The organism is Methylobacterium sp. WL6 (assembly GCF_008040095.1).
Taxonomy (GTDB): Bacteria; Pseudomonadota; Alphaproteobacteria; order Rhizobiales; family Beijerinckiaceae; genus Methylobacterium.
Genome location: NZ_VRVH01000061.1, coordinates 1 through 21,756 on the forward strand (window position 1 = coordinate 1; position 21,756 = coordinate 21,756).

General features: G+C 70.6%; 20 protein-coding genes and 1 pseudogene. 10 read left to right on the plus strand and 11 right to left on the minus strand.

Annotation, left to right across the window (positions count from 1 at the left end; translation table 11 throughout):
- Both FV230_RS10995 and FV230_RS11000 read right to left on the minus strand, forming a co-directional pair.
- Nucleotides 1–894, minus strand: an 894-nt coding sequence (locus FV230_RS10995; RefSeq protein WP_147842412.1) for an AAA family ATPase, incomplete at its 3' end; no start/stop codon positions are given.
- Nucleotides 895–946: 52 nt separating this feature from the next.
- The gene (locus FV230_RS11000; protein WP_147842413.1) at nucleotides 947–2,182 is read right to left on the minus strand and encodes a DNA repair exonuclease; all 1,236 of its coding nucleotides are present in this window, start codon (nucleotides 2,180–2,182) and stop codon (nucleotides 947–949) included.
- A gap of 241 nt (nucleotides 2,183–2,423) precedes the next feature.
- Here FV230_RS11000 and FV230_RS11005 point away from each other — a divergent pair, with 241 nt between their 5' ends.
- On the plus strand, nucleotides 2,424–3,200 hold the full coding sequence (locus FV230_RS11005) for an endonuclease/exonuclease/phosphatase family protein (RefSeq protein ID WP_147842414.1): 777 nt from the start codon (nucleotides 2,424–2,426) through the stop codon (nucleotides 3,198–3,200).
- Here the strand turns inward: FV230_RS11005 and FV230_RS11010 are convergent.
- Nucleotides 3,133–4,569 (minus strand): phospholipase D-like domain-containing protein, encoded by a 1,437-nt coding sequence (locus tag FV230_RS11010; RefSeq protein ID WP_147842415.1) that lies wholly within the window; start codon nucleotides 4,567–4,569, stop codon nucleotides 3,133–3,135. The two genes, FV230_RS11005 and FV230_RS11010, sit on opposite strands and share 68 nt — an antisense overlap.
- A gap of 220 nt (nucleotides 4,570–4,789) precedes the next feature.
- Here FV230_RS11010 and FV230_RS11015 point away from each other — a divergent pair, with 220 nt between their 5' ends.
- Nucleotides 4,790–5,920: an alpha/beta fold hydrolase gene (locus FV230_RS11015; RefSeq protein ID WP_147842416.1), complete on the plus strand. Its 1,131-nt coding sequence runs from the start codon at nucleotides 4,790–4,792 to the stop codon at nucleotides 5,918–5,920.
- A 16-nt stretch (nucleotides 5,921–5,936) separates the two neighbouring features.
- On the opposite strand, the gene FV230_RS11020 is transcribed toward FV230_RS11015, so the two are convergent.
- Nucleotides 5,937–8,069, minus strand: a complete 2,133-nt coding sequence (locus FV230_RS11020) for an FUSC family protein (protein ID WP_147842417.1) — start codon at nucleotides 8,067–8,069, stop codon at nucleotides 5,937–5,939.
- Nucleotides 8,070–8,232: 163 nt separating this feature from the next.
- On the opposite strand from FV230_RS11020, the gene FV230_RS11025 reads away from it, so the two are divergent.
- The gene (locus FV230_RS11025; protein ID WP_187275471.1) at nucleotides 8,233–9,210 is read left to right on the plus strand and encodes a right-handed parallel beta-helix repeat-containing protein; all 978 of its coding nucleotides are present in this window, start codon (nucleotides 8,233–8,235) and stop codon (nucleotides 9,208–9,210) included.
- A 7-nt stretch (nucleotides 9,211–9,217) separates the two neighbouring features.
- Here the strand turns inward: FV230_RS11025 and FV230_RS11030 are convergent, their stop codons facing one another.
- A complete protein-coding gene (locus FV230_RS11030; protein WP_147842419.1) occupies nucleotides 9,218–9,721 on the minus strand; it encodes a CAP domain-containing protein in 504 nt (167 codons plus the stop codon).
- A 124-nt stretch (nucleotides 9,722–9,845) separates the two neighbouring features.
- Nucleotides 9,846–10,061, minus strand: a complete 216-nt coding sequence (locus FV230_RS11035; protein ID WP_147842420.1) for a hypothetical protein — start codon at nucleotides 10,059–10,061, stop codon at nucleotides 9,846–9,848.
- Between the two features lie 275 nt (nucleotides 10,062–10,336).
- Here FV230_RS11035 and FV230_RS11040 point away from each other — a divergent pair, with 275 nt between their 5' ends.
- Nucleotides 10,337–11,395, plus strand: a complete 1,059-nt coding sequence (locus FV230_RS11040; protein ID WP_147842421.1) for a helix-turn-helix domain-containing protein — start codon at nucleotides 10,337–10,339, stop codon at nucleotides 11,393–11,395.
- A gap of 85 nt (nucleotides 11,396–11,480) precedes the next feature.
- Nucleotides 11,481–12,731: an MFS transporter gene (locus tag FV230_RS11045; RefSeq protein WP_147842422.1), complete on the plus strand. Its 1,251-nt coding sequence runs from the start codon at nucleotides 11,481–11,483 to the stop codon at nucleotides 12,729–12,731.
- On the opposite strand, the gene FV230_RS11050 is transcribed toward FV230_RS11045, so the two are convergent.
- The 3 genes from FV230_RS11050 to FV230_RS11055 form a co-directional block, all read right to left on the minus strand.
- On the minus strand, nucleotides 12,732–13,784 hold the full coding sequence (locus FV230_RS11050; RefSeq protein WP_246694825.1) for an HD domain-containing phosphohydrolase: 1,053 nt from the start codon (nucleotides 13,782–13,784) through the stop codon (nucleotides 12,732–12,734). It abuts the gene before it with no gap.
- 184 nt (nucleotides 13,785–13,968) lie between these two features.
- Nucleotides 13,969–14,118, minus strand: a complete 150-nt coding sequence (locus tag FV230_RS29575) for a hypothetical protein (RefSeq protein WP_187274712.1) — start codon at nucleotides 14,116–14,118, stop codon at nucleotides 13,969–13,971.
- Nucleotides 14,119–14,277: 159 nt separating this feature from the next.
- Nucleotides 14,278–14,970, minus strand: coding sequence for a GntR family transcriptional regulator (locus FV230_RS11055; RefSeq protein WP_147726394.1), 693 nt, complete (start codon nucleotides 14,968–14,970; stop codon nucleotides 14,278–14,280).
- A 656-nt stretch (nucleotides 14,971–15,626) separates the two neighbouring features.
- Here FV230_RS11055 and oxlT point away from each other — a divergent pair.
- Nucleotides 15,627–16,892 (plus strand): oxalate/formate MFS antiporter, encoded by a 1,266-nt coding sequence (oxlT, locus tag FV230_RS11060; protein WP_246689643.1) that lies wholly within the window; start codon nucleotides 15,627–15,629, stop codon nucleotides 16,890–16,892.
- Nucleotides 16,893–16,996: 104 nt separating this feature from the next.
- Nucleotides 16,997–17,647 (plus strand): class II aldolase/adducin family protein, encoded by a 651-nt coding sequence (locus tag FV230_RS11065; RefSeq protein ID WP_147842423.1) that lies wholly within the window; start codon nucleotides 16,997–16,999, stop codon nucleotides 17,645–17,647.
- Nucleotides 17,648–17,700: 53 nt separating this feature from the next.
- On the opposite strand, the gene FV230_RS11070 is transcribed toward FV230_RS11065, so the two are convergent.
- Nucleotides 17,701–18,633 (minus strand): methionyl-tRNA formyltransferase, encoded by a 933-nt coding sequence (locus tag FV230_RS11070; RefSeq protein ID WP_147726391.1) that lies wholly within the window; start codon nucleotides 18,631–18,633, stop codon nucleotides 17,701–17,703.
- 190 nt (nucleotides 18,634–18,823) lie between these two features.
- Complete coding sequence (gene frc / locus FV230_RS11075) at nucleotides 18,824–20,101, minus strand: formyl-CoA transferase (RefSeq protein ID WP_147726390.1); 1,278 nt, start codon at nucleotides 20,099–20,101, stop codon at nucleotides 18,824–18,826.
- A gap of 550 nt (nucleotides 20,102–20,651) precedes the next feature.
- Here frc and FV230_RS11080 point away from each other — a divergent pair.
- The 3 genes and pseudogenes from FV230_RS11080 to FV230_RS11090 form a co-directional block, all read left to right on the plus strand.
- On the plus strand, nucleotides 20,652–20,846 hold the full coding sequence (locus tag FV230_RS11080) for a hypothetical protein (RefSeq protein ID WP_147842424.1): 195 nt from the start codon (nucleotides 20,652–20,654) through the stop codon (nucleotides 20,844–20,846).
- A 159-nt stretch (nucleotides 20,847–21,005) separates the two neighbouring features.
- The gene (locus FV230_RS11085; RefSeq protein ID WP_147726388.1) at nucleotides 21,006–21,272 is read left to right on the plus strand and encodes a hypothetical protein; all 267 of its coding nucleotides are present in this window, start codon (nucleotides 21,006–21,008) and stop codon (nucleotides 21,270–21,272) included.
- 22 nt (nucleotides 21,273–21,294) lie between these two features.
- Nucleotides 21,295–21,756, plus strand: a pseudogene (locus tag FV230_RS11090) (hypothetical protein); the annotation flags it as partial.

Here is a 21,756-nt window from a genome sequence, read left to right on the forward strand (position 1 = left end):
CGCCGCGTCCGCCGCCGCATCGATGCGCGCGGCGTCCGCCTGCCGGGCGCGCAACGCGGCGCAGGCCTCTCCGAGGCGGTCGACCCAGGCGTCGGGAACCTCGACCAGCCCCGGTTCGGCGTCGTCCCGCGCTGCGAGCCCGTCGATCTCGGCGAGCAGCGGGCCGACGCGCCGGAGGCGGGTGAGGCGCGCCTGCTCGGCCGCGATCCGCATCCGCTCGGCCTTGATCGCGTCGAGCGCGTTCCCGGCCGTGGCGATGCTGTCGTTGAGGTCGCGCCAGTCTCCGGCGCGCAGGCCGGTGTCGCGGATCGCCTTCCGGGCGTCCTCGTAGCGGTCGAACGCCTGGTAGAAGCTGCGGTCCTGGCGCTTGCGCGGCCCGTAGATCCGGTCGGACTCGGCCTCGAGGCTCTTCTGAAGGTCGCTGTAGCCGCGCAGGCCCGAGGCCGCCGCGAACAGGCTGGCGCCGAGCTCGCCCTCGGCGAGCAGCATCTCCCTGGCACCCTCGCGCAGGCTGTTCGCGTCGAGGCCGAAGGCGCGGCAGAACACCTCGCGGGTCAGGCCGCCGAGGAAGGGCGCGAGCACGGTCTCCGGCAGGGGCGCGTCGTCGGCGTCGACCAGGGTGTTGCGGTTGCCCTTGCGGCGGCGGAAGCAGAGCGTCCGCCCGTCGGCGCTGCAGATCTCGGCGCCGATCCGCAGCTGCGGCATCTCATGAAGGAAGGCGTAGGCGGTCCGTGTCCCGATGCCGAAGAGCAGGTCGGTGACCGCGGCGAGCGCCGAGGATTTTCCCGCCTCGTTGGCGCCGAGCACGACGTGCAGGCGCGCATCGGCGCGGAAGTCGACCCGGCGGCCGGTGAAGGGGCCGTAGCGTTCGAGGTCGAGGCTCAGCAGGCGCATGGGTGTCTCCGCTCCGCCGGGCTTCGGCGAGCGTCCGGTGAAGCCGCGCGGCTCAGCATGCGCGCTTGGTCAGGCGGCCGAGGATCATCGCCTCGGCCTCGGCGCAGAGGGTGTCGAGGTCGGCGGCGAGGTCGCCGTCCTCGGTCGCCGGCATCTTGGCGGCGATCTCGGCGAGCGCGGCGGTCGCGCGCGCGCGAAACTCCGGGTCGTGGTCGATCTCGACGAGGAGCGTCGCCGGGTCGATGGCGTCGACGACGTTCTCCCGCGGGCCGCTGCTCGGGCGGGCGGTGTCGATCCTCAGCTTCTCCAGCCAGATGTCCTCGTGGACGCGGTCGGCGGCGGCCTGGATCTCGGCGGTGAGGTTCTCGCGGTCGGCGGCGAGCCGGTCGTGGGCGGCGGTGACGCCGGTGAGGTGCACGCGGACCGCGAGCAGGCGGCCCTCGGCCAAGGCCGCCAGCGGGCGCAGAGCCGCCTCGACCAGGGCCACCGCCTCGCTCTCGCTCTCGGCCGCGTCGACCGCCACCGTGAGGCTGTGGAAGCGCGCATGATCGACGATCAGGCGGCGCACCGCCGTGACCTGCCCGTCGCCGACCTCCACCACGACGGCGCCCTTGGGGCCGCATTCACGGATGCTGCGACCCTGGAGGTTGCCCGGGAACAGGATCCAGGGATCCTGCGACAGCTCGGCATATTCGTGGATGTGGCCGAGCGCCCAGTAGTCGTAGCCGCGCGCGCGCAGGTCGGCGACGGAGCAGGGCGCGTAGGTCGCGTGCTGGGCGTGCCCGGTGCAGGAGGTGTGCAGCACGCCGACGTTGAACCAGCCCGGCACGGCTGCCGGATAGGCCAGCGACAGGTTCTCGTCGACCGCCCGGTTGGGAAAGCTCTGCCCGTGAAGCGCGACCTTCAGGTGGTCGAGGCGAAGGGTCTCGGGCTTCTTTGTCGAGAAGGTGCGCACCGCGTCCGGCAGGGTGATCGCCTTGGTGATCACGCTCTCGGCGTCGTGGTTGCCGCGCACCAAGACCACCGGGATGCCGGCCCGGTCGAGCCGCGCGACCTGGCGGGCGAAGAACAAGCCGATCGAGTGGTCGGCCCAGTCGCCGTCGTAGACGTCGCCGGCGACGATCAGGAACGCGACGCGCGCCTCGATCGCATGGCCGACCAGGTCCTCGAACGCGCGCCTGCCGGCGGAGGCGAAGCGCTGGGCGATCTCGGCGTTCCGCGCCGAGAGCCCGGCGAGCGGGCTGCCGAGATGCAGGTCGGCGGCGTGGATGAACGTGAAACGCGTCATGGTCCCCGTGATCTGGGTCCTCGGGATCCGGAGCGCTGCCCCGCGGCAGGTCCGAATGGATCGAGATGGGTTCTGGGCGCTCGCGCCGCGAGGCTCAAGGGTCGAGGGTGGTTGCGTCAACAGGGCAACGGGATCATCGGTCGCGCGTTGGGACGCGGGCGTGATACCCCCGCACCCCGTCCCGGTCTCGCGCCTGCCCGGGGCTGTCAGGCGAGCGCCGTCAGGAGCACGAACGGCCCGCATGGCAACGATCCAGGTTTCCCCGGCGTCCCTCGGCCTCGACTCGGTCGCGCCGGCGCCGATCCGCCAGGCGGATGCCGCGGCGGTGTCGCGCAAGGTCGTCAGCTGGAACCTGCTGCGGCGCACGGGCGCGGCGGTCGAGGACGTCGTCGCCCTGATCGAGCAGGAGCGGCCGGACCTGCTGCTGATGCAGGAGGCGACCCGCGAGATCGCCGGGATCACCGACCGCGTCGGCGGATCCTATGCCTGGGTGCCGCTGCCGGGGCGCATCCACGGCCTGGCGATGTGGTGCCCGACCCCGTGGGCGAAGACGCCGACGGTCGTCAAGCTGCCGTCCGGCGCGGTCGTGCACCGGGTCTGCCAGGTGCTCGATTTCGGCGATTTCGGCGTGGCCAACGTGCACCTGTCGCACGGCCAGATGCTGAACCGGCGCCAGCTGCGCCGGATCGTCGGGATGCTGCCGGAGCGCTCGGCGATCCTCGGCGACTACAACATCGTCGGGCCGGCGCTGGTGCCGGGATTCCGCGACGTCGGCCCGCGCCGACCGACGCACGCGATGGTCGAGATGGTGCCGCTGCGCCTCGACCGCTGCCTGGTGCGCGGCCTCGTCTGCCGCGAGCACGCGGTGCTGCCGCGCGGGCCCTCAGACCACCGCCCGATCGTCGTCCATCTCAGCCCGGCCCCGCCCGGCGAGGCGCCGCGCCTGCGCTTCAGAGGTATGGCAGCAGCAGTCGCACGCCTGCGTCGCGCAAACGGACGGGCAAGACCCGTGCGTTGATCGCGTCCAGGGTCAGCGGCGTCTCCATCTTGGCGCGGATGAAGCTCTCGAGCTGCGCGGCGAGATCCGCGTCGTGGATCTCGACGTTGAGCTCGAAGTTCAGCCGGAAGCTGCGCATGTCCCAGTTCGCGCTGCCGACGAAGCACCAGGCCTCGTCCACCACCGTCGCCTTGGAATGGTCGAAGGGCGGCTCGTCGAGCCAGATCCGCACGCCGTTGCGCAGCAGCGGCGCGATGTGCGCTCGCGTCGCCCAATCGATGAAGTGATGGTCGCTGATCCGCGGGATGACGATGTCCACCGTGATCCCGCGCTGGCTGGCGAGGATGAGGGCGTTCATCACCACCTCGTCCGGCAGGAAGTAGGGGGTGACGACGCGGACCGAGCTGCGCGCGCAGGCCAGCGCCTGCAGGATCACGAACTCGATCTTCTCCACGTCCGCGTCGGGCCCGGAGACGACGACCCGCGCGATCGATTCCCCGACCGGTTGGAGGTCGGGGAACCAGTCCGGCCCTTCGAGCGCACCGCCGTCGACGAAGGCCCAATCGGCCGAGAAGGCCAGCATCAGCTGCTCGACCACCGGGCCGGCGACGTTAAAATGGGTGTCGCGGATCGGGTGGTCCGGGCGCGTCCGCAGGCGGTTCGGCTGCGAGATGTTGAGGCCGCCGGTGAAGGCCTCGCGCCCGTCGAGGATCAGCAGCTTCTTGTGGGTGCGCAGGTTCAGGAACGGCATGCGCCAGGGCAGGCCCGAATGCATGAACAGGGCGGCCGGCACGCCCGCGGCCCGCAGGCGCCGGAAGGCCGCGGCGCGGAAGTAGCCGCCGCCGATGCCGTCGATGATCACCCGCACCGCGACGCCGCGGTCCTGCGCTTCCTTCAACGCCGCGCAGAAGGTCCGTCCGGTGGGATCGTCGCGGAAGATGTAGCTGGACAGGGCGATGCTGGTTCGCGCCGCGCCGATCGCCGCCAGCATCGCCGGATAGGCCGCATCGCCGTTGCGGAACAGGCGGATCGTGTTGCCCGCCAGCGCCGGCAGGCCGGAGATGCGGCGCACCGCCCTGTCCAGCGGCCACATCACCTCGGGGACGATGGCGTCCTCGGTGCTCGGCGCGCCGGGCGCCGCGGAGGGCTTCGACTGGAACTTGCGCGCGCGGCGCTCGACCCGGTTGATCCCGAACAGCAGGTACAGGGACGTCCCGAACACCGGCGACAGCCAGGCGAGCCCGATCCAGCCGACCGCGACGCTGACCCGGCGCTTGCGCAGCAGCGCGTGCAGGGTGACGCCGAGCGCCAGCACGGTGCCGATCACGGCCGCGACGTCGGCCCTCAGATGTGCGGTGGACTGCAGCCACCGGATCAACGCGTCTTCCAAAGGTCGTGTCCGCTCTCGATGTCCCGCGCCGATATACGGGAAACGGCGCGATGCGCGCGGACGCGGCAGCGTGTTTTTTCCGTGAGCGCGATAGGGATGGCCGATCGTCGGGCGACGATCGCCGATGATCGTCCGCGCTGCGCTGCGATCTCCGTTGCCTGGGCGCCGCGGGAATGATTCATCTCCTGCATCGGACGCCAGATCCGCATGGGAGAGAACGATGCCCGCACCATCGAAGCCGAAACCGCCGGCCGAAGGCCGAAACGCGGCGGACCCGGACCTCGGCGCCGTGCCGCGCCGGGACGTCTTCCGCGGCCTCGCCGCCCTCGGCCTCGGTCTGGCGGCGACGCCGGCCTTGGCGCGCGAGCCGGCGGCACCCGCCATCGCGCGCGAGGAGTTCCGCGTGCCGACGGGCGAGGACGGGATCGAGCTCTACGTCCGCAACAAGCACCCGGCGGGGCAGGCGCGCTTCGCCGCCGACCGGATCCTGCTCTACGTCCACGGGGCGACCTACCCGGCCTCGACGGCGTTCGACCTGCCGCTCGCCGGCCTGTCGATGATGGACTACCTGGCCGGCCTCGGCTTCGACGTCTACCTCGTGGACCTGCCCGGCTACGGGTTCTCGAGCCGCCCGAAGCAGATGGACCGGCCGGCCGCGGACAACCCGCCCTTCATGCGCACCGCCGACGCGGCGAAGGCCGTGGGCGTCGCCGTCGACTTCATCTTGAAGCGGCGCGGCGTCGAAAAACTCGACCTGATGGGATGGTCCTGGGGCACCTCGACCATGGGGCTCTACACCACGACCCACAACGACCGGGTCAACCGCCTCGTGCTCTACGCGCCGCAATGGATCGCCAAGGCGCCGCCGAACCTCGGCACCTCCGGGCCGCTCGGCGCCTACCGCACCGTCACCCGCGACAGCGCCCGGGACCGCTGGCTCAAGGGCGTCGCCGGGGATAAGCGCGCCGACCTGATCCCGGCGGGCTGGTTCGAGCAATGGGCGGATGCGACCTGGGCCACCGACGCGGCCGGCGCGGCCTCGTCGCCGCCGGTGCTGCGCGCGCCGAACGGCGTCGTCGCCGACTCGCAGGCCTACTGGCAGGCGGGAAAGCCGCTCTACGATCCGGGCGAAATTCGCGTCCCGACCCTGATCATCCACGCGGAATGGGACGCCGACCTGCCGAGCTACCAGGCGCAGGAATACTTCACTCAGCTGACGAACGCCCCCTACAAGCGCTTCGTCGAGCTCGGCGAGGGCACGCATACGGTGATGATGGAGAAGAACCGCATGCAGTTCTTCCGCGAGGTCGCAGCCTTCCTTCAGGAGGCCGAGCCGCAGGCGCTGAACTGAGCCGGTCGGGTGCGGGTCATGCGGCCGCGCCCACCGGCGTCTCCCGCACCTGCCCCGGCCGCAGGGTGCCGGTGAGCAGGTCGACCTGGGCGACGAGGCGCTGTAGCTGCGGGCTGCGCGACTCGTCGGGGCGGTCCGGCAACGGATAGCGGTGCTCGGCCAGCGCCGCGAGCGTCGCCGCGATCCAGGCCTTCCACGGGCCGTCCTCCGCGCCCGCCGGCGCGCCGGCATGGCGGAGCACGGTGAGGCGGGCGCTGATCCGCCGGAGCGTGGCGTCGGCGACCATCGCCGCCTCGACCTCCGGGTGGTGACCGGCGCGCGGCTGCTGCAGGGCGCGCGACAGGGCGGCTTCGAGGTCGTTGAGCGCGAGGCCGGCGCTCCGGGCACAGGTCGAGAGCTTCGCCTCGCGCTCCGAAAGCGGCGTCTCCCCGAAGGCGGCTTCCGCGAAGGCGGCATGGCTCGCGAGCGCGCGGCGCAGTTCCTTGCGGACTTGGTCCGGCTCCCAGATCGGCCACAGCAGCAGGCAGCTGACCACGGCGATCAGCCCGCCGAGGATGGTGAACAGCGCACGCATGCCGACCACCTCCCAGGAGGAATGGCCGGGCGTGATCACCTCGATCAGCAGCACGATCAGCGGGGTCAGGCAGGCGACGAAGACGCCGTAGCTGACCTGCCGCGCGGCGAAGCCGACGATGCTCAACGGCAGGATCAGCGCGATCTGCATCAGCGGCGTCGTCGCCATCTGCGCCAGCAGCGCGCCGACGAGGCCGCCGAGCACGGTGCCGCCGATCCGCTCCAGCGCCCGCTGCCACGTCGCCGAGTAGAACGGCTGCATGGTGAGGACCACGGTCATCACCAGCCAATGCGAGAACGGGCCGGCCCAGATCAGCGTCGCCGCGAGCGCCGGGACGCAGACCGCGCTGGCGCGCACCGCGTGGCGGAGGTTGGCCGAGGCGAGGGTGAAGTTGGTGCGCAGCGGCCCGAAGAACCGCGTGCGCCAGTCGAGGCTGCCGCCGTCGGAGAGTGCCCCGCCGGGGCGGTAGCCCTCCGGCGTCGAGAGCTTGGCCCCGATCCGGACGCGCTCGATGATGCGCTCGGCCAGGCGCGCGAGGATCGGCGTCGCCTCCAGCCCTTCCGTGGCGCGGGCGATCGCCGGCTCCAGGCGCGGCAGGTCCAGGTCGACGTCGTCGCGGATCGCCCGGGCGATGGCGATCAGCAGCGGGCGCAGGCGCCGCAGGAACAGCTTGGCGGCGGCGCGCCGGTGCGGCTCGGGCGCGCTCTCGATCAGCTCGGCGATGCCGATCAGGCCGGAGAACAGCTGCTCGGCCGTCTCCAGGCGCAGCAGCGCCTGTGCCGTGCGCTCGGAGACGCGCTCGCGGGAGCGCGCGAGGTCGAGGAGGAGCGCACGTGCGGATTCGATGCCGGCGCGGACGCCGCGGCGGTGGGCGCGGGCATGGCCGTCGAAGGCGGCGGCCACCGTCTCGGGCGCGGCCGCGAGCTTCTCGAGATCGCCGGTCAGCCGCGCGAGCGCGTGCCAGACCTCGGCGATGGCGCGATGGGCCGCGCGGTAGGGGTGCAGCCGCCACAGCACCAGCGCCAGTACGGTCGCCCACAGCCCGCCCGCGAGGAACATCGCGGCGATGATCGCGGCTTCCTGCGGGCTCAAGGGCCGGTCCATGGCGATGCAGAGCACCACCACGAGCACGTTGCCCGCGGCCTGGGCCTGCACGCTCCAGACGCGGGCGTAGGCGCAGGCGAAGATCACCGCGCAGGCGGCCGGCACGACCACGAGCGGGCCGAAGGGCTGGATCAGCCCGAACACGCCCCAGATCAGGGCGCCGAGCACCGAGAAGGCGGTGAGCACGCGCAGGCGGATGCGGATCGGGCCGCCGGTGTCGCAGAAGCAGGTGAGGTTGGCCGCGAGCGCCATCGTCAGGAGCGGCGGCCACTGAATCCATTCGTTGGCCAGCAGCACGATCGCGAAGGCGAAGGCCGCGCGCACGCCCTCGACAAGGCTCAGGCCCCGCGGGTCGAGGGCCACCGGCAGCCGCGTCAGGTCGGAGCCGGGCCGGCCCAGGCTCCCGCGCCCGCCCGCGACCCGGCGGCGGCGCAGGCGCACGACCGTCCGCTTCGCGGTCTGCTTCGGCATGCTCGGGACGGGGTCGGCCAACCTTCGGCTCCAGCGCCGGATCGAACCTCGGCGCACCGGAGGTCTAGAACCCTTCGCCCGCGAGCGGAACCGCCGGGGCCGGCATCTCGGACCTGCGCGGCCTTATCCTGAAAATGCCGTCGTCGCCCGTCATCTCCCGGCGATGATCGTCAGCCTGCCGCCGGCCCCGCCCGCCCTCGTCGAACCTGCATCCGCCCGGCCCTGCGATGCCGCGACGCGCGCCCGCCTGCTGTCGCCTCCGAGCCCCGGCGACGAGACCGTCAGCCTCGCGTGCTCGATTGGCTTGAGCCCCGGCGACCACGTCCTGCGCCGGGTCGTGATCGAGGGGGCGGAGGCCTCGGGCGCCGAGATCGACTGCGGCGGCGCGACGATCGGCCGGGCCGAGCCGGCGCCGACGCTCGCGGAGCTCGCGGTCGAGATCCGCTCGCGCGCGCCGACCGGAGCGGGGGGGATCTGGTCGCGGCCGAGCGGCGTGACCCTGCGCAACTGCCGCATCCTCGGCCATATCCGCGTCTGGGGCATGGGCCTCAACGGCCAGGGGCTCGCGGTGAAGGCGTCCTCGCACAGCCTCGGCCATACCGAGCGGGCACAGGCCGCCGCGCCGACAGAGGTCGCGATCCGCGATTCGACGATCACCGCGCTCGGGCACATCCCGATCTACCTCGCCCCCGGGGTCACCCGTTTCACCCTCCAGGGATCGACCCTGAACGGTAACTCGGGCGCGGACGCGATCTACCTCGACGCCGAGAGCGCGGACAACGTGATCGCCGACAACACCATCGACGTCGCGATCGGGCGCGAGGCCATCGCCGTCGACGGCTCGGCGCGCAACCGCATCACCGGAAACCGCATCGCCCAGCACGGGCAGGGCGGCGTGCGGCTCTACCGCAATTGCGGGGAGGGCGGCACAGTCCGCCACCAGAGCCCGTCGGACAACGTGATCACCGGCAACGTCTTCACCGGCGGCGGCGGCCTGTTCGGGTCGACGGCGATCGTCGTCAATTCCCGCGGCGGATGGCGGCTCTATTGCGGCCAGGATGCCGGCTACCCGTTCGGCAGCAGCCGCGACGATGCCGACGGCGGCACCGGCAACGTCGTCGAGCCGAACACGAGCGAGTGATCCGGCCTCAGCCGCCGGCCATCACGAGCGCCCAGAAGCGCTTGTAGCGGGTGCCGGGCGCGTCGACGCGGGCGATGCCGATCCGGCGGATCTGCGGGATCAGCATGTTCTTGTTGTGCTCGGGCGAGGCCTTCCAGCGGGCCAGCACCTGATCGAAGCTCTCGGAGCCGGCGCTGAGGTTCTCGGCCGACCAGGTGCGGCCGAGCCCGGCCGACGCCATCCGCGACGTGAAGCTGCCGCCGGCCTCGTGGCTGAGCTGGCCGGTGCGGGCGTTGTTGCCGGCCTGGAACGCCGCCGCCGTGACCAGCCCCGCGTCGACCGTCACCGGTCCGAGCCCGTGCTGCGCCCGGTAGCGCGAGATCGCGGCGGCGGCAGCGGTCTCGTCGAGGATCACGGGGCTCACCGGGCCCGGACTCTCGAGGATCGTCGGCGTCCCGCAGGCGGAGAGCGCGAGGGCGAGGAGGCCCAGGCCGGCGAAGGCGTTGCGGTGGCGGCTGGCGTGGTGGGTCATCGGAAAAGGGTTCGCTGGCGGGACGGGCCGTCGCCTTGGCCCGGCCGATGCGGCGAAACCGGGGCGCGCGGACGCTCGCACGACGCAAGGGCAGACGCCTGTGCCCGCGACGCCACGCCCAGCCTCAGATCCGTGTGCCGGGATCGCGCAGCGGCGCCCCGCAGCGCCAGCCAGTGATCCGGTATTCCGGATGCTCGACGACCCAGCGGGCGAGCTGCGGCTGCGCGACGTGCTGGCAGGCGCGCGGCGTGGCGACGTCGAGCGGCATGCGGCGCGCCTCGCAGGTCTCGGGAGCGCTCGCCATGCACGCGGTGAAGTACAGAAAGAACACGCCGGTCATCGCGATCCTCCGAGAGCCGCTGCCCTACGGCGCGCGGCGACGACGCTAGCACTGTGACGGTGGCCGTCGATGTGCCGATCCAACGCACCCCGGGGCTCAGCTTGCGTGGGGTCCCGACGGCCGGGGCCGAGCAGACGCGGGCGGCTCGGCACCTTGCCGGCCCGTGACGGAAACGATCACCCGGTATTCGGCGCTGTCGATCGGGGACGATCGATCCTCGTTCCCGCATGGCCGCGGCTCGGCCGCAGCTTGCATGCGCCTTCGCACGATGAATAATGAACAAGGAGTCGGCCCGCGCGTCGAACATCATCGCCGGCCGAACCGTGACGCTGCAATCCTTCACCTTCGCTGCGCAGGAGCCTGACGCCCCCGACGGGTTCGGCGCCTATCACGATCTGTATGCCCACGGCTCCAACGTGGCCTTGGCGGGCGAGCGGTTCTACGCCCGCTTCCAGGCCCATCGCTTCCCGCGCATGGTGGTGTTCGATCGGTTCCTGCACGGCTTGGTGCACAGCCGCGACGCGACGCGGGTGCGCCGCGACGGGTTCGATCACGTCAACCTCCATCTCCTGCTCGCCGGGACGCTATGGGGCGGTGTGCCCGGCGACGAGGGGCGGGTCGCGCCGGGCGAGATCCTGCTGTTCGATACGACGCGACCGCAATCGAGCCGGGCCGAGCACGCGCACGTCGTCACCATCGCGCTCGCGCGCGATCAGGTCGAGGGTCCGCTGCGCGCGTTCCGTGCCTTCCATGGCGCGGTGCTCCCGGAAGCATCCGCCGGATTGCTCGCGGACCTGATGGTCTCGCTCGCGCGCAGGGGTGCCGCGGTCGACCCGCAGGCCGCGGCCGGGGCGGGGCGTGCGCTCGCGATGCTGTTGGCGGGGGCGCTGGGCGACCGGTCGGTCGCCGGCCTCGACGCGGACATGGACGAGCAGTCGATGCGTCTCAGGCGCGAGCGCGCCGAGGCCTTTATCGCCGCGCGCCTGTCGGACCCGGCCCTCGACGCCGAGACGATCGCGCGCGGGATCGGCGTCTCCCGCAGCATCCTGTATCGCTCGTTCTCGGGCGAGGGCGGCGTCGCGAACGTCCTGCGGCTTCGGCGGCTCGAGAGCCTGCGCGCCTGCCTGAGGCGGCCGACCGAGACCCGCTCGATTGCAGCCCTGGCCTTCGCCTGCGGCTTCGGCAGCGAAAGTCATTGCAACCGCGCGTTTCACGCGGCATTCGGGCAACCGCCGGGCCAGTTCCGTGCCGACCTGCAGCGGGCGCGCGCCTCCCGGGCGAGGATCGCCGAAGACCGGTCGCAGCTCGCCGCGTGGCTTTGTGAACTCTACTGATCCGGGCGTCCCGCACAGATCCGTCCGTTCGCCCGCCCCCTTGCCCACCGCGGATCGCAGCGCAGGACGTTCGGGCCGGCCGCTGATGCTGCTCCTGGCCTCGACGCAGCTCTTCGCCTTCAGCGACCGCTTCCTGATCACGGTCATCGCTACGCCGCTCAAGCACGACCTGATGCTGAGCGACGCCGAGATCGGCCTGCTTCAGGGCTCCGCCTTCGCGCTCCTCTACGCAGGGGCGCTGCCCGGGTTCGGCGCGATCGCCGATCGCGGGCACCGGCGGCTGGTGCTGCTGGCATCCCTCGTCACCTGGACGATCGCGACGATCGCCTGCGGGCTGTCCGGTTCCTTCGCCGCGCTGTTCGCGAGCCGCCTGCTCCTCGGGCTCGGGCAGTCGGGGATCACCCCGGCGGCCCTGTCCCTCCTGGCGGTCAGGATCGAGCGCGCGCAGCTCGGGCGCGGCATCTCGCTCCTGACCGCCGGCGGGACGCTCGGGCGAAGTCTCGCCTTCCTCGTCGGCGGCGCGACCCTCGGCTGGCTCTCGGGACGCGCCGGGATCGCGATCCCCGGGTTCGGCACGCTGGCACCCTGGCAGGCCCTGTTCGTGCTGGCGGCCCTGCCGAACCTCGTGCTGTTGGCCTTCATCTGGCGCATCGCCGAACCTTCGCAGCCCGTCGTGCCGGTCGCCCGCCCGAAATGGTCGCGCGTCGTCGGATGGATGATCCGCCGGCGCGGCGCCTACCTGCCGCATGCCGCGGCGGCGACCGCCGCGATCCTGATGGGCCAGACGCTGACGGCTTGGGCGCCGACCTTCTACGTGCGCACCCACGGCGTCACGCCGGCCGAGAGCGGCCTGGTCCTCGGTCTCGTGGTTCTGGTCACCGCACCGATCGGGCACGTCGTCGGCGGGATCGTGCTCGACCGGGTCCGGCGCACCAATCCGCGGGCCGCGCCGCTGATGCTGGGCCTTGGCCTCCTCTTCGCGCTCCCCGCCACCGCGACGATGGCTCTGGCGCCGGGCCTCGGGCCGTCCCTGGCGGGGTTCGCCGCCCTCGTCGTCGCCCTCGGCTTCTGCAGCCCCCCGGGGTTGGCCGGCATCCAGTTCCTGACGCCGGTCGCGTTGCGGGGCCGGGTCAGCGGCGTGTTCATCGCCTTCGTGACCCTCGTGGCTCTGGGTGCGGGACCGGCGCTGCTCGGCCTCCTGAACGACCGGGTGTTCGGCACCGACGGGATCGGTCGGGCGTTCGTCGCGCTGTACGCGGTGGTCGGAAGCCTCGGCGTCGTCTTCGCCCTGATGGCGGCCCGGCGGGATTCCGGCCGGCGGCGCCGGCGGGCCTGATCAGGCGGCGGCCATCGCCCGGCCGAGCGCCACGGGCGCGAAGGCCCGCATCAGCGCGCCGTCGAGATGGCCCTTCATCCTGTCCATCGTCGCCAGCGCCTCGGGCGCCGCGATCGGATCGCGGTAGGTCCTGTGCTCGGTCAGGGCCGAGAACACGTCGCAGATCGCGACGATGCGCACGAGATCGGTGATCGCGCCGTCCTGCAGGCCGGCCGGATAACCGGTGCCGTCCATCTTCTCGTGATGGTGGCGCACCACCTCGACGATCTCCGGCTCGAAACCACCCTGCGCGACCAGCAGCCCGGCGCCGATCTCCGGGTGCCGCCGCATCAGGCGCATCTCCTCCGGCGTCAGGCGGCCGGGCTTGTTCAGGATCTCGACCGGGATGCGCGCCTTGCCGATGTCGTGCAGCAGCGCGGCCTTGGTGAGGCGATGCTGGTCGGCACGCGACAGGCCGACCAGCGCGCCGAACGCCGCGGCGTAGCCGGCCACGCCGAGCGTATGCTGGTAGACGCCGGCATCGTGCCGCCAGACGGTGGCGAGCCAGTCGCCGATCCCGGCCTCGGACACCGCCGCAAGGACGAGGTCGGTGCCGCGGTCGATCTCAGCCTGCTGGAACCCGGCTCCGAGCGCCGCCGAATCGAAGATCTCCGTGACGATCCCGGTGGCGGCCGCGCTGCGCGCCTCGAGACGCCGCGTCCGGTTCGCCCCGACCTCGATCATCGCGAAGACGCCGGCGAGGATCGTCTCGCGCGCGGCCGTCGCGGGCAGGCTTCTCACGATCGGCGAGGAGGAGGTACGCTGCGGGCCGCCGCGGCGCAGCACCAGCGTCGGGATCCAGGGGGTCTCGGCGAGGATGGCGTCGGCGATCGGCGGTGCGAGATCGAGCACCACCAGGGCGGGGCGTCCGCCGCCGAGCGGCCAGGCGGCCGCCGTGCGGCACGGCATCACCAGATCGATCCCGCGCGCCAGCGGGCGCCGCAGGTCGGCATGATCGGTGATCAGGAGGACGAAGGCGTCCTCCGCGGCCGGGAACTGGGCGCCCTGAGCCAATGCCGGAAATCCTCGGTTGTCGTCGTCAACGCTTCGTTGACGATAAACCGAACTTCGTGAGTGAACCGTTTCCGGATATTTCGGCGACGCCACGCTAATGCCCGATTCGGCGTCGGCGTTCACCTCGTCCGTAAGCGGGCAGAGTGCGCAGGTCGCCGGCGCACGGGATGCGCCCGTCGTCGATTCAGGCGACCGTCGCGCCGTGGACGTCGGCGTCGATCGCGCGGGCGCCGCGCGCCTCGGCGCCGTCGGTGAGGAAATCGGCGAGCTTCACGACGAGCAGCACCTGCACGCTGGCGAGGGCGGCGAAGACGGCGAGGAACGAGGTCAGCATGTCGGGATCCGGTTGCGTGTTGCGACGCAATAGATCTCATGCTGCGCTGCATTCTGGTATACCAAACGCCACATGCCAAATATGCGAATCACGCATGCGCTCAGGCTTGGCGGATATGTTCCGCCAATCCGGCTCGGAGCCTCCGAACGATCCTTGAGGTCAGTCGAGATAGGCGCCGTAGGCGTCGACGTGGTCGGCGAGGCCGATGCCGTGGTCGCGAACCAGCCGCTCGGCGAGCTCGACGTCGCGCGCTTCCAGCGCGTCGATGATCGCGACGTGCTCGCGAATCGACTTCTCCGCCCGGTCGCCCTGGCGGAGGGCGGTGTTGCGGATGCCGCGCACGTGCATCAGCAGGTTGCTCGACAGCTCCGAGATCATCGCGCATTGCCCGAGCGAGATGATCTTCTGATGGAAGCGAATGTTGGCGTCGGAGTACTCGTCGATGTGCTCGGCCGGGCGGCCGTCGTAGAATTCGGGGAAGGCCTCGCGCAGCGAGCGCAGCTCGGCGTCCGAGGCGCGGGTGCAGGCGAGCCGGGCGGCCATGCTCTCGAGCGCCGCCCAGGCATGGATCATCCCGACGATCTCTTTCTTGGTCTTCTTGATCACGAACACGCCGCGCCGGGCCTCGGAGCGGACGAAGCCCTCCTGCTCCAGCACCGTCAGCGCCTCGCGCACCGGCGTCCGGCTGACGCCCAGATCCTGCGACAGCTTGCGCTCGTCGAGACGGACCTCGTCGGGGCGCCCGTAGATGTCCATGTTGGTGATGAACGTCTTCAACGCCTCGTAGGCCAAGGTCCGCAGGCTCGAACTGACCACGATCGGCTTGATGCTGAGCGACTCGGAGTTCGACATGCTGTACCCGTCGGTCCGCGTTCTTCAGTTTGTGTTCGACGCGCGACCGACCGCCGAAGTAACCCAAACCTCGGCGCCAGCCTAGATGGCACCCGTGCGCTCCACACAGGCACCGCTCGGCGCGTCGTGGGCGGGACCAAGGCGGCTCGGCGTCAGGATCGTCAAAGCACCGCCCGACCGCGTGCACGTCCGATCCTTCTCGGTAATCCCGGCGAAATTTCTGTATTTTTATTCCACTCTCGTTGACAGGTTCCGCGAGGATGACGCACGATATTTCTGGCATACCGTAGACCAGAGATCGGCCGACTGAGGCGCTGACTTTTTCTTGTTGCGGTGCCAAAAGTTTTTCCGAGATGAGCCGTGCAATTGAAGCTGCATCGGAAGCCGGAACGCGGCATCAGGATCATGCCGACATTGCGGTTCGCGCGTGAACGACGGTGTTCGCGCGACGACATCGAGGATTGAAGGGCGTCGGCGTTCCATAGCGCGCCGTCTGACGGCCGGCTCGGACGCCGGCCGCCAAACGACGACGCTGCGGTCAACGCAGACGACACGCCACGTGCCGGACAACCGGCCTTACGCGAGACCTCTGGGAGGATGACATGATGCACGAAGAACGGCCGGCGATCGGACGGGTGTCCGACGGATATCGATGGATGCAGCTCGCGCTGGGCGTGATCTGCATGGTGATGATCGCGAACCTCCAGTACGGCTGGACGTTCTTCGTGCCCGACATCCAGAAGAAGTTCGGCTTCGACCGCGCCGCCATCCAGTGGGCGTTCACGCTGTTCGTGCTGTTCGAGACCTGGCTGGTGCCGGTCGAGGGCTGGTTCGTCGACAAGTACGGCCCGCGCGTGGTCGTGCTGTTCGGCGGCCTGCTCTGCGGGATCGGCTGGGTGATCAACTCCTACGCCACCTCGCTCAACATGTTCTATCTCGGCCAGGTCATCGCCGGCATCGGCGCGGGCGCGGTCTACGGCACCTGCGTCGGCAGCGCGCTCAAGTGGTTCCCGGACAAGCGGGGCCTGGCCGCGGGCATCACCGCCGCGGGCTTCGGCGCCGGCTCGGCCTTCACCGTGGCGCCGATCCAGTGGATGATCGCCGAGAACGGTTTCCAGGCCGCCTTCCTGTGGTTCGGTCTCGGCCAGGGCCTCGTCGTCTGCCTGCTGGCGTTCTTCCTGGTCTCGCCGAAGAAGGGCCAGGTGCCGGAGGCCGCCGTGAACGCCAACGTGATCCAGACCCGGCGCAACTACGCGCCCGGCGAGGTCGCGCGGCAACCGATCTTCTGGCTGATGTACTTCATGTTCGTCATCGTCGGCGCCGGCGGCCTGATGATCACCGCCAACCTGAAGCCGATCGCCGCCGACATCGGCGTCGACAAGATCCCGGTGACGATCCTCGGCGTGACCATGGTGGCGATCACCTTCGCCGCGACCATCGACCGGGTGCTCAACGGGCTGACGCGGCCGTTCTTCGGCTGGGTCTCGGACAAGATCGGCCGCGAGAACACGATGTTCATCGCCTTCGCAATGGAAGGGTTCGGCATCTACATGCTCTACCTCTGGGGCCACGATCCGCTGTGGTTCGTGCTGCTCTCGGGCTTCGTGTTCTTCGCCTGGGGCGAGATCTACTCGCTCTTCCCCTCGACCTGCACCGACACCTTCGGCTCGAAGTTCGCGGCGACCAATGCCGGCCTGCTCTATACCGCCAAGGGCACGGCGGCCCTGCTGGTGCCGGCGGCGAACTACCTGCAGCAGAGCTCCGGCAGCTGGGACGGCGTGTTCCTGATGGCCGCCGGCGCCAACATCCTGGCCTCGATCCTCGCGATCGCGGTGCTGAAGCCCTGGCGCAAGCGCGTGGTCGCCAACGCGATGCTCGCCGCGCCCGAGACCACCACCACCCGCGGGGTCGTGGCCGCCTGAGGGCGCCACCCCACCGACAGGTCCGAACGCGACGAGGCCCGGCACCGTCTTTACGGTGCCGGGCCTTCGCGCATATCGGGGGGAGGGGAACCGGAGGATTGCGGATGGACGCCGACGAGAACAGGGCGCGGGCGTCGGTGGTGGAGGCCGCGCGCGGCCTCGATGCGCAGGGCCTCAACCGCGGAACCTCGGGCAACGTCTCGCTGCGCTGGCGCAACGGCCTGCTGATCACGCCGTCGGGCATCCCGAGCGGGCGGATGGCCCCGGAGGACGTGGTCTTCCTCCGCATGGACGGCAGCTTCGACCATCCCCTGAGCCCGTCCTCGGAATGGCGCTTCCATCGCGACATCCTGCAGGACAAGCCGGCGGTGAACGCGGTGGTGCACGCGCATCCCGACCACGGCACCGCCTTCGCCATGTGCCGCCAGACGATCCCGGCGGTGCATTACATGATCGCGGCTGTGGGCGGTCCGACGATCCGCTGCTCGGGCTACGCCACCTTCGGCACCGAGGAGCTCTCGCGCCTAGCGCTCGAAGCGCTGGAGGACCGCAACGGCTGCCTGCTCGCCAACCACGGCATGATCGCCACCGGCCCCGACCTCGCCAAGGCGTTGTGGCTCGCGGTCGAGATCGAGACCCTTTGTCGGCAATACGCGATCGCGCTGCAGGTCGGCACGCCGGTGGTGCTGCCCGACGACGAGATCGCGCACAACATCGAGAAGTTCAGGAGCTACGGGCCTCGGCCGACGGCCTGACGCGATCGACGCGTCGGCCGATCGCCAGCGCGCTCGGGTCCTCGTTCCGAGGCTCAGCCGCCCAGGATCGTGCCGACGCTCACGCCGCCGCCTTGCGCGAACTCCACCGCCGAGACCTTCTTGCCGCCCTCGGGCTTCACCTTGAAGATCTCGATCTGGCCGCCCTGCGCGGTGACGCGGATCGAGTCGTCGCCGATCGCGATCACCTCGCCGACCTTGCCCTTCACGCCGCCGAGCGTCCGCACCGGGTGCAGGCGGGCATCGAAGATCTGCAGCTTGGCGCCGTTCACCGTGGTCCAGGCGCCGGGCGCGGGGTTGGCGGCGCGGATCAGGTCGTAGATCTGGTTGGCGTGGGCGCCCCAGTTGATCGCCGCCTCGCGGGCGCGGAACCAGCCCTCGTAGCTCGCGGCATCCTCGTCCTGGTCGATCTCGATGTGCCGGCCGGCGACGACGAGGTCGGCCGCCTCCAGCATCGCCGCGACGCCCATCGGGAAAAGGCTGTTGAAGTAGACGTCGCCGAGGGTGTCGTCGGCGCCGATGTCGCAGGTCTTCTGCAAGAGGATCGGGCCCTCGTCGAGGCCGTCGGTCGGGCGGAAGATCGTCAGCCCGGTCTTCGTGTCGCCCTTCGCGATCGGCCAGTTGATCGAGGACGGCCCGCGATACCGCGGCAGCAGCGAGGGATGGTACTGGATCGTGCCGTGCTTCGGGATGGTGACGAAGTCCTGCGGCGCGAACTGCAGCACGTAGGCCATGACGCCAATCTCCGCGTCGAGCCCGCGCATCGCGGCCTCCGCCTCGGCGCTCTTCAGGCTCGGGAACTGGAACACCTGCAGCCCCTGCTCGAGCGCCGCGGTCTTGAGCACGTCGGGCTTGGCGCCCTCCTTCTCGGGCGCGCAGAACACGCCGGCCACCGTGTCGCCGCGCTTCAGGAAGGCCTCCAGCACCGCCTTGCCGAAATCCTGCTGACCGATGAAGGCGATGCGCATGGGATCCTCGTCGTTTCGGTGGGATGGTCCGCCTCGACCCGATCGTCCAGGAGGATGCCGGATGCACGGGCGACCTCGGCCGCCCCGGGATGCCCGCCGTCATCCCGGGCTCTGCGACGCAGCCCCGGCGATGACGGGCGGAGGCGGGTTGGCCCGCTTCCGCCGCGATGGTCGGATGCGATCCGCGGGCCTACTCCGCCGCGATCTTCTCGATCCGGCCGACGGCGCCCGAATGGGCGATCTCGTCGACCTCGGCATCGGTGTACTTGAGGACGCTGCGCAGGATCTCGTCGGTGTGCTCGCCCAGCAGCGGCGAGCGCGTCACCTCGCTCGGGCTCGCCGACAGCTTGATCGGGTTTCCGACGGTCAGGTAGGTGCCGCGCGTCGGGTGCTCGACCTCGACGATCGTGCCGGTCTTGCGCAGCGACTCGTCGGCGGCGATCTCCTTCATCGACAGGATCGGGCCGCAGGGGATGTCGTACTCGTTGAGGATGTCCATCGCCTCGAACTTGTCGTGCTTCATCGTCCAAGCTTCGATGCGCGTGAAGATCTCGTTCAGGTGCGGCAGCCGCGCCTTGGGCGTGGCGTAGCCCGGATCGGTCTTCCAGCCCGGCTCACCGATGATGTCGCAGATCGGCGCCCAGACCGCGGCTTGGGTGATGAAGTACAGGTACGCGTTGGGATCGTGCTCCCAGCCCTTGCACTTGAGGATGCGGCCGGGCTGGCCGCCGCCGGAATCGTTGCCGGCGCGCGGGGTCGAGTCGCCGAACGGGATGCCCTCGCCGAACTGGCTGTACTCGGTGAGCGGGCCGTGATCGAGGCGCTGCTGGTCGCGCAGCTTGACCCGGCACAGGTTGAGCACGCTGTCCTGCATCGCGCAGTCGACCTTCTGCCCGAGCCCGGTGACGGTGCGGTGGAACAGGGCGGTGACGATGCCCAGCGCGAGATGCAGGCCGGTGCCGGAATCGCCGATCTGGGCGCCGGTCACCATCGGGATGCCGTCGCGGAAGCCGGTGGTGGAGGCCGAGCCGCCGGCGCATTGCGCGACGTTCTCGTAGACCTTGCATTCCTCGTAGCGGCCCGGCCCGAAGCCCTTGACCGAGGCGAGGATCATGCGCGGGTTGGCCTCGTGGATCTTCTCCCAGGTCAGGCCCATGCGGGCGAGCGCGCCGGGGGCGAAGTTCTCGACGAGCACGTCGCACTCCTTCACCAGGCGCCAGAGCACCTCCTTGCCCTTCGGCGTCTTCGAATCGAGCGTGATCGAGCGCTTGTTGTGGTTCAGCATGGTGAAATACAGGCTGTCCACGTCGGGCAGGTCCTGGAGCTGGGCGCGGGTCGCGTCGCCGGCGCCGGGACGCTCGACCTTGATCACGTCGGCGCCGAACCACGCGAGCAGCTGCGTGCAGGTCGGGCCGGACTGGACGTGGGTGAAGTCTAGGATTTTGACGCCTTCCAGGGCCTTGCTCATGGTCTGTCTCTGATCTTCTCGAGTCCGGTGGATCGGGATGCCGGCGATGCCGCCCGGCTTCGAAGGTGTCGCGCCGCGATCCCGTCAGGCTTCATGCCTGGCGGGTGCGCTCGCGCATCGTCAAGTCAATAAAAGTCCGGTGCCGGCCAAGCCCGGCTTGCCGCAGGGTCACGCATGCGCCGACCCGGTGCGGGGCGTCCGAGCGCGCAGGTCCGGCCGCGGCTGCCCGAAGGCCCTCATCACGCCCGAGGGGCATTGCGACGCTCCATCCCTGTTGCCTTGCTCGACGTCGGCCTTGTCGACCGTTGCCGGCAAGATGACCGAAGATGGAATGGCATGCAATATGCCAAACGAAGGCGTCGGTTGCCCCGATTTCCGCTATGCTGGGCCCACCGATCGGGCGAGCCGACCAAATTTACGATCCGCCTCGACTTGTGCAACCGCGAGATGTCGATCCTGAAACCGATCGAATTCCGCGTTCGCGCGGGCCGATTGTTGTTGTCGGCGCAGGCGGCGCAGGGCATCTTGCGTCGTCCGACGGATCGACACGATGAATGTTCCCGCCGCCTTGGCGATCCAATCGCTCCCGTTCGCTTGGCTGGCGCTGTCGACGCGCCGGGGCAACGGGGATGCGTTCGCGATCCTCTACCTCGTCGGCCTCGGCCTCGTGTTGTCGATGATCGTATGGCTGGGCGACCAGGCGGCCTTCGATCAGGCGATCTCGGCCGCCGGCGAGCTCGATTGATCTGGCGGCCCTCGTCGCAGCATTCATCGCGCGGGCCGACGACGTTCGCGGCCGCCCACCTGTCTTTCCAGCAAGGCACTTGGCACGGGCAGGATACGGGTTCATCCTCCCGGTCAAACGACGCTCGATCAACGAGCGAAGACCAACGGAGGTACGCCCATGCTTTCGAGTTCCCGCCTCATCAAGTCGTCCTGGATCGCCGTCGAGGTCACGCAGGAGCGCGCCGAGCGCGTGCTGGTGGTCGAGACCTACATCGCCGTCAGTCCGCTCGAGCGGAACTACGAGGCGGCCCAGTACGAGAAGGTCGTGGACTGCGTCCGGCACGTGCTCGCGGCGCATCCCGAGATCGACCGGGCCTCGATCCTGAGCATGCATCGCGGCTCCGGCTGCGCCAGCCTGTTCCGGGCCCCGGCCGAGGCGGCCTGAGCCGGACCCGCGTCGTGATGCGATGAGCGCTTCGGCGGCACCGGCCGGCTACGCCCTGCCGGACGACGGCCTCGTCGGGCGCGGGCCGTGGAATCCCGGCATCGAATCGACGCTGCCGCGGCGTTTCCTGCCGCTGACGACCCTGTACCGCCCCGAGAACGTCGCGACGCCCCTCGCCGAGGCGATGGAGCTTTCCGCCTTCTCGGGCCTGCCGATGCCGGAGATCGTCGCCTTCCGGCCGGATCGCCTCGTCGTGCACGAGCTGCTGATCCGGGTGATGGCCGACCTCTCGGTCCCCGTCGGCGAGACCTACGGCGATCTCGGCGTCAACTTCCGCGCGATCGTCGCCCACATCCTCGCGACCGCGATCGCGCCGCATGCGGACCGGATCGCCGAGACCCTTCGCGCCGTGGCGGACGAGGCGCGCGCCCGGATCGCCGCGGAACTCGACGCGGCTTTCGCGCCGCCCGCGCCGCCGCCCCCT